The sequence below is a fragment of the Sphingobium lignivorans genome (genome assembly GCF_014203955.1).
Taxonomy (GTDB): domain Bacteria; phylum Pseudomonadota; class Alphaproteobacteria; order Sphingomonadales; family Sphingomonadaceae; genus Sphingobium; species Sphingobium lignivorans.
Map to the genome: position 1 here is coordinate 533,533 of NZ_JACHKA010000001.1, position 12,934 is coordinate 546,466.

Here is a 12,934-nt window from a genome sequence, read left to right on the forward strand (position 1 = left end):
GTCCCTTGCGCAGATCTGTTGCATCCGCCGCTCTCCTGCCCTCAGATAGGAAGACAAGAGAACAGGAGAGGACCGTGACCCAACCGCCCACCATCGAAGCGCCGCGTCTCATCCTGCGCGCTTTCCGCGCGGAGGATGTCGAGACCTTCTGCGCGCAGATGGCTGACGATGCGTTCGCCACTTTCATCACGCGGGAGGGACGGGGGCTTTCCCATGGCGAGAGCTGGCAGCGCTTCTGCTCCCTGGCCGGCCATTGGGTCGCGCGCGGCTTCGGGAATTTCGCGGTCGAGGAGAAGGCGAGCGGCGCCTTTATCGGCCATGTCGGTCCGCTGGAACCGCCCGGCTGGCCGGCCTTCGAGATCGGCTGGGGGATTTTCCCGTCTCATCAGGGCAAGGGATATGCGAGCGAAGCGGCAGCGGCGGCTTTCCGCTGGGCGCATGAGGCGCTGGGCAGAACCGAAACCCTGCACATGATCGACGACAGCAACGCGGCCAGCCAGAAAGTGGCCCGTGCCCTTGGCGCCGAGCCCGGCGAGATGTGGACGCCCTTCTGGCCCGACGCGAAGCCGGTCCGCAAATGGCGCACCACATGGGAAGCCTTCACGGCCTCGCCCGCCTTTGCACGACTGACGATGTAAGGGGGAAGGGAGACCCGCATGACGGACGCTCAACGGGCGATCGAGGCCGCAAACAAGCAGGTCGTGCTGGATATGTGGCACGAGGTGATCGACGGGCGCAACGTCGCGGCGGCGGCGAACTATATTGCCCGAGACTACATCCAGAACAGCCCGAGCGCGCCTTCAGGGCTGGAGGCACTCATCGCTTTCCTCCGCAGGGAATTCGACGATGCGCCGCCGCGGGCGCCGGGCACATATCCGCTCACCCGCTTCGAATTTGTCCTTGCCGAGGGCGATCAGCCCTAGTGCAGCTCATGTTCCGCCGGGATGTGCCGGACCCGCATGATCCCGCGCGCCTCCGCCCGGTCTGGTGGTATGACAGCTATCGCCTGCGCGACGGCCTGATCGTGGAGCATTGGGATTCGGCGCTGGAATGAGGCGCGTGCCTCAGCGCCGGGTCCGGCGGAAAGTATAGCTCAGCGCCAGCCCGCCGGAAATCTGGTCCCGCGATCCATAGTCCCGCACGATCGGCGAGTCGGCGACATCGCCGATCAGCCGGTCATAACGCGCATAGCCATGGACGCTCCAGCGCTGGTCGATCTGGCGGATGAAGCCGACCGTGCCGCCCACGGCCTGCGCGCCGCCGCCGGGATCGAAGGCGGGCAGGCCGGAAGCCGCGCTTTCCGCCGCCGACACCCCGAAATAGGCGCGATGCAGGCGCTTGCCGCCCAGCGTGAGGCGTGGTCCGGCCGAGACCAGCCAGTTGTCCGCATCCCGCAGGACCCAGTCCGCGCTGAGCCCGCCGACCCAGGCCTTGTGGCCGCCCAGGCCGCGCCGCACGTCCGCGCGCAGTCGCAGCGCCTCCACGACATAGAACTGGACGAAGGCGCCTGCCTCCAGGGTTCTCCCGACCGTGGCGATGCCCGGCGCGGTGTCGCTGCCCCGGCGTCTTCCCTCGAAATTGAGCGCAGGGCCGATCTCGAAGGTTCCCACCCGCGCCAGCGGAAAGCCGAAGCTTTCATCCGGCGCCTCGAAGGGAAAGGGGCTCTCGCCACGGGCCAGATCGACTTCCATGAAGGGGCGCAGCGAGACTCGGTCGGCGCCGGGATAAGCGGGGACGAGCTGAGGCCCGAGCGCGACGCGGATGCGCAAGGGTTCCTTGTCGCTGCTCGTCTGCTGGGCCTGGGCGGTGGCCGGAAGAAGGAATGCAAGGCCGGAGAGGAAAGCTGTGCGAAGAAAGGCGATCGGCATGTCGTCTCCGGCTCGCAGCTTGGTGCCCGGCCCGGTGCCGACGCCGCTTGCGATGTCTAGGCCCTCTGCATAACTCGCTGCGCCGCCGTGTAAATATTGAAAGCCCGAAGCGGCACCGCGATGCCGGCTTCGGGCTTGCCATTCAGCTTTTCAGTTGACGGGTCAGTCGCGGATCCGGTTGCCGGCCTCGCTCATCGCTTCGCCGGTTTCGTCAGCCGCGGCATCGGCGCCTTCGCTGATGTCTCGGCCGAGGTCCCGCGCGGCTGCGCCGGCATCGTCGGCGGCCTCTTCGGTGGCCTGCACAGCGTCATCGCCGGCTTGCTCGATATCCGAGCCGATCGCATCGCCGGCCTCGCGACTTTCTTCCTGAGCCCGGTCACTGCACGCCGGAAGCGTCGCAGCGAGCAGGGCGGCTCCAAAAACTGCCAGGGACGTTTTCATGGGTTCTCCTTCTGTGAAAGCATGTAGCGGGCCCGCCCGGGGGCGGGACCGGAACTGCGCGTGCGATCAGTCGACGCGCACGTCGCCGAGCGAGCCCAGCACGCCAAAGGCCTGCAGCAGCCAGAGGATCACGGCGATGACCACCACGACGTTCAGGATGCTTTTGATCTTCCCGTCCATCGGGATGTAGGTGTTGATCAGCCACAGCAGCACGCCGACGACGACCAGAATGATCACGACACTGACGAGCGACATCGGAATTCTCCCTGCATTTTGGCCGTCGACGGTCGGAATGAAGATCGCGGCCGGGCATAGGCCCTGTTAATGACGCGCAAACGTCCAAACGCGCGGGAAGGTTCCTTCGTCGCAGTTCTGAGCCGGGATCGGGCATCGCGGACCGGCGCGGCTTCCCATGCAGGACAGGCCTCTCGCTTGCGCAGGTCCGCGCGCTCGCGTAGGGGCGCATGCTGAACGATGCACCTGCATGTAAGCCAAGCCCGCTCGGCTGAGCCTGTCGAAATGCCGCCCCATTCCTCCGGGGCGTCCGGCGTCTCGACAGTCCCGGACCGGCGGCGGACCTGACCGGAAAACCATGACCGACCAGCCAGACTATAAGAGCACCGTCTTCCTGCCCCAGACCGACTTTCCCATGAAGGCGGGCCTCGCGCAGAAGGAGCCGGGCATTCTCGCGCGCTGGGAAGCGATGGACCTGTACGGCAAGCTGCGCGCCCAGCGTGCAGGGCGCGAGCGCTTCATCCTGCATGACGGCCCGCCTTATGCGAATGGCGACATCCACATGGGCCATGCGATGAACAAGGTCCTCAAGGACATCATCGTGCGCAGCCAGAGCCTGCTCGGCAAGGACGCGCCCTATGTGCCCGGCTGGGATTGCCACGGCCTTCCCATCGAGTGGAAGATCGAGGAAGCCTATCGCAAGAAGAAGCTGAACAAGGACGAGGTGCCGCCGCAGGAATTCCGCGCCGAGTGCCGCGCTTATGCCGAGCAATGGGTCGGCGTGCAGCGCGAGCAGTTCAAGCGCCTGGGCATCATGGGCGACTGGGACGATCCCTATCTCACCATGAAGTTCGAGGCCGAGGCGGCGATTGTCGGCGAGCTGCTGAAGTTCGCCGAAAGCGGCCAGCTCTATCGCGGCGCCAAGCCGGTCATGTGGTCCCCGGTCGAGAAGACCGCGCTGGCCGAGGCCGAGGTCGAATATGAGGATGTCGTCTCGACGCAGATCGATCTGGCGTTCGAGATCGTCGAGGCGCCGAACGCGCCGGAGCTGGTCGGCGCTTATGCCGTGATCTGGACGACCACCCCGTGGACGATCCCTGTGAACCAGGCGATCGCTTATGGGGAGGATATTGAGTATGTTGCTGTCGCGCAAGCGGCGGCAGGTGACGATTTGCTGCGGGCAGGCGCGAGTGGCCGTATTTTCCTGATAGCGAAGGCTCTTCTTTCTCAATTCCAAGATCGTGTTGCCGGGGGCGGCGATGAGGCTTGGGAGTTGAAATGGGCAGGCATAGGCAGAGATTTAGCCGGCGCCATCGCGCGCCACCCGATGGCCACCCTCCTTCGTCATCCCCGCGAAGGCGGGGATCCAGCTTCTTCTTCGGAAGGCGGCGAAGGTAGCTGGACCCCGGATCAAGTCCGGGGTGATGCAAGTGGCAAGGGCCCGCTGTCCAACTTCTTCGATCGTCCCCGTCCGTTCATCGCCGCCGATCATGTCACCACAGACGCCGGCACCGGCCTCGTCCACATGGCGCCCGATCATGGCGAGGAAGACTTCATCGCCTGCAAGGCGGTGGGCATCGATCCCGTGTTCGCCGTCACTGACGATGGCCGCTACCGGGACGACTGGCCGTGGCTCGGCGGCCAGGGCAGCGTCATCAACACGAAGTTCAATGGCCCCGACGGCCCGATCCTGACCGACCTGCGCGCCACGGGGCAATTGCTGTCCGTGGGCGAGCTGAAGCACAGCTATCCGCATTCGTGGCGCTCCAAGGCGCGGATCATCTATCGCTGCACGCCGCAATGGTTCATCCCGATGGACAAGGCGGCCACCGCATCCGACTTCGTGGTGCCGAGCCTCATGGCCGGGGTGGGCGCGGGGATCGCCATGGCGGTGAACCCGGACACGCCCGATCACATCATGACCAATGGCCCGACGCTGCGCGAAGTCGCGCTCGATGCCATCGAGCAGACCCGCTGGGTGCCCGCGCGGTCGCGCAACCGCATCCACGCGATGGTGAGCGACCGGCCGGACTGGGTGATCTCGCGCCAGCGCGCCTGGGGCGTGCCCATCGCGCTCTATGTGGATCGCCAGACCGGCCAGTATCTCAACGATCCCGACGTGAATGCCCGCATCGTCGAGGCGTTCCGGCAGGGCGGCGCGGATGCCTGGTTCGGCGCCGATCATCAGGCGTTGCTCGGTCCGCGCTATCGCCTCGCCGATTTCGAGGTGGTGAACGACATTCTCGACGTGTGGTTCGACAGCGGCTCGACGCACAGCTTCGTCGTCGAGGCACGCTATGGCGAGGGCGTCCGCGCCGATCTCTATATCGAAGGCTCGGACCAGCATCGCGGCTGGTTCCAGTCCTCCCTACTGGAGAGTTGCGGTACGCGCGGGCAGGCGCCCTACAAGGCTGTCCTCACGCACGGCTTCGCGCTCGACGGGCAGGGCCGCAAGATGTCCAAGAGCCTGGGCAATGTCGTCGATCCGCTCAAGGTGATCGATGAGAGCGGCGCGGACATCCTTCGCCTGTGGGCGGCCAGCACCGATTATTTCGACGATGTGCGCATCGGCAAGGAAGTGCTGTCCGGCGCGTCCGACGCCTATCGCAAGCTGCGCAACACCTTCCGCTATCTGCTTGGCGCGCTCGCCGGCTTCGAGACGGCGGACCGGGTGCCGGTTGCCAATATGCCTGAGCTGGAGCGCTACATGCTCCACCGCCTCGCCGAGCTGGACATGGAACTGCGGTCCGTGGTGGATCGCGAGGCGCAGTCCGAGGACTGGCTGGAATTCGGCCGCTATGTGCGGGCGCTGGGCGAATTCGCCAACAACGATCTGTCGGCCTTCTTCTTCGATATCCGCAAGGATTGCCTCTATTGCGACGTCAATCCGGCGAGCGGGCAGGAAACGGACAAGCGCCGGGCCTATCGCACCGTGCTGGATCATCTGTTCCATGCGCTGGTGCGCTATGCCGCGCCCATCATCCCCTTCACGGCGGAAGAGGTCTGGCAGGCGCGTTATCCCGATGAAGACAGCTCGGTGCACATGCTCGAATGGCCGGACGTGCAGGCCGGCTGGCGCGATCCGTCGCTCGGCGTGCGCTGGGCGGCGATCCGTTCATCTCGCGATCAGGTGAACGAGGCCATTGAGCCCCTGCGACGGGAGAAGGTCGTGCGCTCCAGCCTCGAGGCGGACGTGCGCATGGCCGATGTTCCCGAGGCGGTGGATTTCGCGGAGATGTGCATCGTGGCGAATGTGAGCGAGGATGCGGCTCTGGAAAGCCCCGCGATCAGCCCGACGACCCACCACAAATGCGGCCGCTGCTGGCGCCACCTGCCAGAAGTGACGGACGATGGCGCGCTGTGCGATCGCTGTGCGGCGGTGCTGGCATGACGCGCGCGCCGGCCTTTCATCGCAGGCTTGGTCTGTCGCTTGCGGGCGGCATCGTGCTGTTCGACCAGCTCATCAAGTTCTTCGTGACGCACACGCTCCAGTTGCAGTCGCGCGGGCCGCTGGGCATCGAGCTGCTGCCCTTCTTCAATCTCACCTGGACCGAGAATCGCGGCGTCTCGATGGGCTTCTTCTATGCCGAGACGGAACTGATGCGCTGGGCGCTGGTGGCCATGACCATGGCGATCGCCGGGTTCGTGGCCTGGTGGATGTGGCGCGAGACGCAGCGTGACGATGCCGTGGCGCTCGGCCTCGTGCTCGGCGGCGCCATCGGCAACATCATCGACCGCGTGCGCCTGGGCTATGTCATCGACTATGCGGACTTCCATATTGGCGAGTGGCGTCCCTTCCTCATCTTCAACCTCGCCGATGCCGCGATCACCATCGGCGTCCTCATCCTGCTTGCACGCGCGCTGCTGCTGCGCGAAAAGGCCGCACCCAAGGAGTCCCGTTAAGATGCGTACGACTTACCGCCTTCCGCTGATGCTCGCCGGCGTCGCGACGCTCTCGGCCTGTGGCGGCACCAATCTGTTCAATCGTGACCGGCCGGACGAGATGGCGGTCTCCCGCCAGCCTCCGCTGGTCATTCCGCCCGATTTCGCGCTCACCCCGCCGGCACCCGGCACGGCCGCCAGCCAGCAGAACACGCTGCAGCAGCAGGCCCTGGAGGCCATGTTCGGCGGCACCGCGCCGCGCAGCGGCAGCGAGACTGCCGCACTGCGCGAGGCAGGCCGGTCGACGGCCGAGGTCGGCATCCGTTCCTCCGTGGGTGACAACCAGACCGAAGTGATCGACAAGGGCTCGACCACGCAGGACATCGTCGCCGCGCCGGAAGGTGACGGCCAGACCGCACGGGTGGTCGGCGGCGGTCAGTAACCCCGCCGCATGGCCGGGCAACCAAAGCCCGCGCCGCCCGTTGCATGGAGGAAAGGAGAGCCTCCATGTCCGACGATCTTGCGCGGGAAGTCACGCATCAATTCTGGAAGGCGCTGGCCGACAGCCCCATCCTCATGGTCCGGCGCGACGGCAGCGGGGAACATGCCCTGCCGATGACCGCGCAGCTTGACGAGGCGCTGGGCCCGCAGCGGGGCGGCGCGATCTGGTTTTTCACCGTGACCGACAACCGGCTCGCGGCCGGTGGCCCGGCCATGGCCCAGTTCGCCGCGCGGGATCATGATCTCTTCGCCTGCATTTCCGGCCGCCTCGTGGAGGAAACGGATCCCGGCGTGATCGATCGCTTCTGGTCCAGCGGCGTCGCTGCCTGGTACGAGCAGGGCCGGTCCGACCCCAAGCTCCTCATGCTGCGCTTCGATCTCGACGACCTGGAGATCTGGACGGCCGACATGAGCATCAAGGGCCGCTTCCGGTTGCTCCTGGGGCGCAAGGTGGACCCGGAGGATGCAGGCGCCCATATCCGCACCCACGCCTGATCAGGCTGACATCCGGCAGGGACGTTTCGCGTGACGAGATGTCTCTGCCGGTCGCTCGAAAGCGAGGGCGGGCCCCTCGGGAAACGCTCGCTCTTAAGCGGGACGGCCCAGTCGATCGGCGAGAGCCATGGCTGCTGCCGGATTTCTCAGCTTGGCGCCTGAAATGAAATAGATGAACACGTCGCGGGCCGATCCGTCCGCGGCGTTTCCGTCGCTGACATAGGTCAGCTCCGCCGGACATTGTCCCTCGGACCATGCGCGGGCAATGCCTGCCCAGCGGTCCAGTTCGTCCGGGCCATAGCCCGTCGCGACGTCCTCCTGGCTCTGCATGAGCCGCGCATACATGAAATCCGCCGTGGGATCGGCGATCATGGGATGCTTGTCATGCGCCGCCACGACGATGCCCACGCCGTGCCGCCGCGCTAACGCGACGAACTCGGGGCAGGCAAAGCTCTCATGCCGCACTTCCACCACATGGCGCGTGCGCACGCCATCGATCTGCGCCGGCAGCATCGCCATGAACGCGGCGATGTCATCGGGATCGAACTGGCGCGTCTCGCGGAACTGCCACAGGATCGGCCCGAGCCGGTCGCCCAGCTCGGACAGGCCGGACGACAGGAAGCGCCCGATGGACTCCTCCGCTTCCGCCAGCTTCTTCTTCGCCACGCAATATTGCAGCGCCTTCACGGCATAGACGAAGCCCTCGGGCGCAGCGTCACGCCATTTGGCGTATGTCGCGGGAGTCTGGGTGCGGTAGAAAGTGCCGTTGATCTCGATGGTGCCGAGATGATTGACGGCATAATCCAGCTCCCGGGCCTTGGGCAGATCGGCCGGGTAGAAATTGTCGCGCCAGGGCTCGTAGGTCCAGCCGCCGACACCGGTGCGGATGGTGCCCGGCGTCACGCGCGCGCGCCCGCTTCCTCCACGCCCGCGCTGTTGTGGCGCAGCGCCGTCAGCACCGTCTCGACGATGTGCGGCGCATTGAGGCGGGCGTCGTCATATTGCTTCTCGGGCTTGTCCTGATCCTGGAACACGTCCGGCAGGCGCATGGTGCGCAGGCGCAGACCGCCGTCGATCAGGCCCTCGTCGCTCGCCAGCGTCAGCACATGGGCGCCAAGGCCGCCAATGGCGCCTTCCTCGATCGTCACCGCGACGTCATGCGTGGTCAGCAGCCGCCGGATGAGCGCTTCATCGAGCGGCTTGGCGAAGCGCAGATCGGCAACGCTGGTGGAAAGGCCGCGCGCGTCGAGGGTGTCGGCGGCTTTCAGGGCCTCTTCCAGCCGCGTGCCCAGCGAGAGGATCGCGATCTTCTTGCCTTCGCGCAGCAGGCGGCCCTTGCCGATCGCCAGCCGCTCCGGCGTCGCGGGCAGCGCCACGCCCACGCCATTGCCGCGCGGATAGCGCAGGGCGATGGGGCTCTCGTCATGACATGCGGCGGTGTGGACCATGTGGACCAGCTCCGCCTCGTCCGCCGCCGCCATCACCACCATGTTCGGCAGGGTGGCGAGATAGGTGATGTCGAAGCTGCCGGCGTGAGTCGAGCCGTCCGCACCCACCAGCCCTGCGCGATCGATGGCGAAGCGCACCGGCAGGTTCTGGATCGCCACGTCATGCACCACCTGATCATAGGCGCGCTGGAGGAAGGTGGAATAGATGGCGCAGAAGGGCCGCATGCCCTGCGCCGCGAGACCCGCCGCGAACGTGACGGCATGCTGCTCGGCAATGCCGACATCGAAGCAGCGGGCCGGGAAGGCCTTCTGGAACTTGTCCAGCCCCGTGCCCGAGGGCATGGCGGCCGTGATGGCCACGACCCGGTCGTCGCGCTGGGCTTCGTCCATCAGGGCCTGCGCGAACACATTGGTGTAGCTCGGCGGCCCGGCCGGCGCCTTCACCTGCTCGCCGGTGATGACGTTGAACTTCTGCACGCCATGATATTTGTCGGCAGCGGCTTCGGCGGGCGCGTAGCCCTTGCCCTTCTGCGTGACGACATGGACGAGCACGGGCCCGTCCGCCATGTCGCGCACATTCTCCAGCACCGGGATGAGCTGGTCGAGATTGTGGCCGTCGATCGGCCCGACATAATAGAAGCCCAGCTCCTCGAAAAGCGTGCCGCCCATCGCCATGCCGCGCGCGAACTCGTCGGTCTTGCGGGCCGCGTGGTGCAGCGGGCGGGGGAGCTTGCGGGCGAGCTTCTTGAGCGCCTCGCGCACCGAGAGGAATTCTCGGCTGGAGACGATGCGCGCCAGATAGGCGGACAGTCCGCCCACCGGCGGCGCGATCGACATGTCGTTGTCGTTGAGGATGACGATCAGCCGGTTGCCGGCTTCCCGCGCGTTGTTCATCGCCTCATAGGCCATGCCGGCGGACATGGCGCCATCGCCGATGACGGCGATCGCCTTGCCTGCCCTGCCGGTCAGCCGGTTGGCGATGGCGAAGCCGAGCGCGGCGCTGATCGAGGTCGAGGAATGCGCGGCGCCGAACGGATCATATTCGCTCTCGCTGCGCTTGGTGAAGCCGGAGAGGCCGCCACCCTGCCGCAACGTGCGGATGCGGTCCCGTCGGCCGGTGAGGATCTTGTGCGGATAGCACTGGTGCCCCACGTCCCACACCAGCCGGTCTTCCGGCGTGTTGAAGACATAATGAATGGCGGCAGTCAACTCGACCACGCCGAGCCCGGAGCCAAGATGGCCCCCGGTGACGCCCACCGCTGAAATCATCTCTGCGCGCAGTTCGTCCGCGAGCTGCCGCAGCTGGCCCGGGGCAAGTTTACGAAGGTCGGCAGGATCGCGCACCTGGTCGAGCAGGGGCGTCTCGGGCTGATCGATCATGTCCGGCATTTAGTGTGCCTGGGCTCAAATGTCGAACCATGTTCGCGCGAAACTTGTTATAACCGCCTGGGGAAACGAAAGGAGCCAATTCATGGGGGTCGTGAGCGGAGGGCGCGCCATCGCGTTCGTGCTGAGCCGGGACGTTGGTGCTCTCAAGCCATTCTACCGGGATGTGCTGGGTCTGCCTCTGCTCGCGGAGGATCCCTATGCGGCGACGTTCGACCTTGGCGGAGGGACGTCCCTGCGCCTGACCGCCGTGGGCGACCATGTCCCCGGGCCGCATGCCGTGCTGGGCTGGCAGGTCGACGATCTCGACGCCGCGCTGGGCCGGCTGGAGGCCACCGGGACCTCATGCGAGATCTACACCGGCTTCGGGCAGGATCCGCGCGGCGTCTGGACCAGTCCGGATGGCGACGTGCGAATCGTCTGGTTCAAGGATCCGGAAGGCAATCTGCTGAGCATGACGCAGTTCAACTGACGCGTGGATTTCATTCAGCAAAGCAAGGTCTGGCTGGTCGCCTTTACCGGCCTCATGCGGGATGCGCTGCATATCCATGTTGCGCTGATCCTGTATTTCGGCGCCGTGCTCCTCCTGCGCTGGCGGATCGGCAGCTGGAAGCCATGGCTGCTGGTGCTTGGATTCGCGCTGCTGGGCGAGCTGATGGACATCTGGGAAAGCCTGCGCAGATCACTGCCCATCCCCTGGCAGGAAAGCTGGAAGGACATCTGGAACACCATGGTCTGGCCCAGCGCCATCCTGCTGCTAGCGCGCTACACCGGGATATTCCGGCAGAGGCGATAGCGGGGGGCGGGGTTCATGTGGGCCAACACTGCGCCGGGGCATGGAAGACGACAAAGATGACCATAGGTCCGGGCGATCTTCCATGAACGTGACGGAAAATCCGGTCAGGCGAACGGCAGTGTTCGTCCCACGAGCCTGTACGGTCCGCCCGGGTGGTGGAGGGCTTCAAATGAAGAAAGTGCCTGCCTCGCCTGCACCTGCCTCTCGGCGGTCTCCGGAGGGGTGGTCATAACGCAGCGGCTGCAGGACAGGCGGAGCGCGCCTCTCCTTTTCTCCGGGGCATTGATATGGATTGGTCCGGGCCTTCAGCCGCACTTGGCGCAGGTGCCGAGCACTTCGATCACGGGACGTTCGGCCTTGAAGCCTTCGTGGGCCGCGACGCCGCGCACGCGCCCGGTCAGCGTGTCGTCATCGATATGCGTCGCTTCCCCGCAGGTCTTGCAGACGAGGAAGATGCAATCGTGAAGGCAGCCGGGATGCGCATTGGCGATATAGGCATTCGCGCTTTCAACCCGCTGGGCGAGATTGTTCGTCACGAACAGGTCGAGAATGCGATAGACGCTGTTCGGCGCCACCCGCTTGCCGCGCTTGCGTGAGACCTTGTCGGCGATGTCATAGGCCGAGGCGGGCTTTTCCTCCGCCGCGAGCACGGTGAAGATATCTCCGCGCATCTCGGTCCATTGCTCGCCCTTGCCTTCAAGCGTCGCGCGCGCGGCCGTCTCAAGCAGGGAGCCGGTGGGTTCGTTGTGATCGTGCCGATGGTGGGCCATGGTTCCCAATCTAGGCCTTGCCGAGGCAACCCACAAGCCTTGCCGAGAAGCCTTGGCATCACGGCCCCGCTGCGCTATCGATGACTGGACAAAATCAACAAGGAGGGGGCATGCGATTCCCGGGATGGATGCGGCGGCTCGGCAAAGGCCTGGCTGCTCTCGGCCTCGCAATGGCGGTGCCGGCCACGGCGCAGGTGTCGGTGGAGAAGGTGCGCGTGCATTCCCCGGCCATCGCGGGCAATCTGGAAGGCAACAGCGCCGAGCGCGACGTAATCGTCGTCCTGCCGTCGGGCTATGCGCGCGATACGAACCGGCGTTATCCCGTCGTCTATTTCCTCCACGGCTTCATGGCGACCGCCGAAAAATATGACGGGTTCATCGGCTTCGCGGAGGCGCTGGGCGAGCGCGACATGATCCTCGTCGTGCCGGACAGCTACACCAAGCATGGCGGCGCCATGTATTCGAGCTCGTCGACCGTCGGCGATTTCGAGAGCTTCATTGCCCGCGATCTGGTCGCCTACATCGATGGCCGTTACCGCACCATCGCGCGGCGCGAGGGGCGCGGCCTTTCCGGCCATTCGATGGGCGGATACGGCACGCTCAAGATCGGCATGAAATATCCGGGCGTGTTCTCGAGCCTTTATGCCATGAGCAGTTGCTGCCTTTCCGCCCGCGGCATCACGCCGGAACGCGGAAAGCAGCTCGAGGCGATGAGCATGGCGCAAGCGCTTGAGGGCGATTTCGGCGTGCGCGCCGATTTCGCGGCGGCGGCGGCCTGGTCGCCCGCGCCGGACAAGCCGCCCTTCTTCCTCGACTTCGGCACGAAGGATGGTGTCGTGCAGCCCGGCGTACTCGCGCAATGGGCCGCGAACGCGCCTCATGCGATGGTGCCGCAATATCTGCCTGCGCTGCGCAGCATGAAAGCGATCGCCATGGACGTGGGCGACAAGGATTTCCTGCTCGTCGACAACCAGGAAATGACGCGGCTCCTCACGCGCTTCGGCGTGCCGCACAGCTACAGCATCTACGACGGCGACCATGGCAATCGCGTCGCGGAGCGGTTCCGCGCGTTCGTGCTGCCGTTCTTCGCGGAGCATCTCGCCACGCAATAAG

At 65.8% G+C, this 12,934-nt stretch carries 16 protein-coding genes; 10 read left to right on the top strand and 6 right to left on the bottom strand.

Annotation, left to right across the window (positions count from 1 at the left end; genetic code table 11):
- Positions 1-74: 74 nt before the first annotated feature.
- Genes HNP60_RS02510 through HNP60_RS19825 form a run of 3 tightly spaced genes read left to right on the top strand, consistent with a single transcriptional unit; the run spans position 75 to position 1,054 of the window.
- A complete protein-coding gene (locus tag HNP60_RS02510; RefSeq protein WP_184149823.1) occupies positions 75-638 on the top strand; it encodes a GNAT family N-acetyltransferase in 564 nt (187 codons plus the stop codon).
- Positions 639-656: 18 nt separating this feature from the next.
- Positions 657-923 carry a nuclear transport factor 2 family protein gene (locus HNP60_RS02515; protein WP_184149825.1) on the top strand — a complete coding sequence of 89 codons (267 nt, stop codon included), beginning with the start codon at positions 657-659 and terminating at the stop codon, positions 921-923.
- Positions 924-931: 8 nt separating this feature from the next.
- The gene (locus tag HNP60_RS19825) at positions 932-1,054 is read left to right on the top strand and encodes a hypothetical protein (protein WP_260394615.1); all 123 of its coding nucleotides are present in this window, start codon (positions 932-934) and stop codon (positions 1,052-1,054) included.
- Between the two features lie 10 nt (positions 1,055-1,064).
- Here HNP60_RS19825 and HNP60_RS02520 read toward each other — a convergent pair whose 3' ends face one another.
- From HNP60_RS02520 to HNP60_RS02530, 3 genes are all read right to left on the bottom strand, one after another.
- Entirely contained in the window at positions 1,065-1,868 is an 804-nt protein-coding gene (locus HNP60_RS02520) for a MipA/OmpV family protein (RefSeq protein ID WP_184149827.1), read from the bottom strand.
- Positions 1,869-2,030: 162 nt separating this feature from the next.
- Positions 2,031-2,309, bottom strand: coding sequence for an entericidin EcnAB (locus HNP60_RS02525; RefSeq protein ID WP_184149829.1), 279 nt, complete (start codon positions 2,307-2,309; stop codon positions 2,031-2,033).
- A 66-nt stretch (positions 2,310-2,375) separates the two neighbouring features.
- The gene (locus HNP60_RS02530; RefSeq protein WP_014074873.1) at positions 2,376-2,564 is read right to left on the bottom strand and encodes a Thivi_2564 family membrane protein; all 189 of its coding nucleotides are present in this window, start codon (positions 2,562-2,564) and stop codon (positions 2,376-2,378) included.
- 337 nt (positions 2,565-2,901) lie between these two features.
- On the opposite strand from HNP60_RS02530, the gene ileS reads away from it, so the two are divergent.
- The 4 genes from ileS to HNP60_RS02550 all read left to right on the top strand — a co-directional run bounded on the left by ileS (position 2,902) and on the right by HNP60_RS02550 (position 7,421).
- Positions 2,902-5,934 (top strand): isoleucine--tRNA ligase, encoded by a 3,033-nt coding sequence (gene ileS / locus HNP60_RS02535; protein ID WP_184149832.1) that lies wholly within the window; start codon positions 2,902-2,904, stop codon positions 5,932-5,934.
- A complete protein-coding gene (gene lspA / locus HNP60_RS02540) occupies positions 5,931-6,446 on the top strand; it encodes a signal peptidase II (RefSeq protein ID WP_184149834.1) in 516 nt (171 codons plus the stop codon). The genes ileS and lspA overlap by 4 nt, the downstream gene beginning before the upstream one ends.
- A 1-nt stretch (position 6,447) precedes the next feature.
- A complete protein-coding gene (locus HNP60_RS02545; protein ID WP_184149836.1) occupies positions 6,448-6,867 on the top strand; it encodes a DUF3035 domain-containing protein in 420 nt (139 codons plus the stop codon).
- Positions 6,868-6,932: 65 nt separating this feature from the next.
- Positions 6,933-7,421, top strand: coding sequence for a pyridoxamine 5'-phosphate oxidase family protein (locus HNP60_RS02550; protein WP_184149838.1), 489 nt, complete (start codon positions 6,933-6,935; stop codon positions 7,419-7,421).
- A 93-nt stretch (positions 7,422-7,514) separates the two neighbouring features.
- On the opposite strand, the gene HNP60_RS02555 is transcribed toward HNP60_RS02550, so the two are convergent.
- The gene (locus tag HNP60_RS02555; RefSeq protein WP_184149840.1) at positions 7,515-8,324 is read right to left on the bottom strand and encodes a DUF72 domain-containing protein; all 810 of its coding nucleotides are present in this window, start codon (positions 8,322-8,324) and stop codon (positions 7,515-7,517) included.
- Positions 8,321-10,249 (bottom strand): 1-deoxy-D-xylulose-5-phosphate synthase, encoded by a 1,929-nt coding sequence (gene dxs, locus HNP60_RS02560; RefSeq protein ID WP_221414774.1) that lies wholly within the window; start codon positions 10,247-10,249, stop codon positions 8,321-8,323. Before dxs ends, HNP60_RS02555 begins: the two co-directional genes overlap by 4 nt.
- A 91-nt stretch (positions 10,250-10,340) precedes the next feature.
- Between dxs and HNP60_RS02565 the strand changes: the two genes are divergently transcribed.
- Both HNP60_RS02565 and HNP60_RS02570 read left to right on the top strand, forming a co-directional pair.
- On the top strand, positions 10,341-10,727 hold the full coding sequence (locus HNP60_RS02565; protein ID WP_184149846.1) for a VOC family protein: 387 nt from the start codon (positions 10,341-10,343) through the stop codon (positions 10,725-10,727).
- A 3-nt stretch (positions 10,728-10,730) separates the two neighbouring features.
- Positions 10,731-11,051, top strand: coding sequence for a hypothetical protein (locus tag HNP60_RS02570; RefSeq protein ID WP_184149849.1), 321 nt, complete (start codon positions 10,731-10,733; stop codon positions 11,049-11,051).
- 305 nt (positions 11,052-11,356) lie between these two features.
- Here the strand turns inward: HNP60_RS02570 and HNP60_RS02575 are convergent, their stop codons facing one another.
- Positions 11,357-11,821 carry a Fur family transcriptional regulator gene (locus HNP60_RS02575; RefSeq protein ID WP_014074883.1) on the bottom strand — a complete coding sequence of 155 codons (465 nt, stop codon included), beginning with the start codon at positions 11,819-11,821 and terminating at the stop codon, positions 11,357-11,359.
- A gap of 110 nt (positions 11,822-11,931) precedes the next feature.
- Between HNP60_RS02575 and HNP60_RS02580 the strand changes: the two genes are divergently transcribed.
- Positions 11,932-12,933, top strand: a complete 1,002-nt coding sequence (locus HNP60_RS02580) for an alpha/beta hydrolase (protein WP_184149852.1) — start codon at positions 11,932-11,934, stop codon at positions 12,931-12,933.
- Position 12,934: the final 1 nt, after the last annotated feature.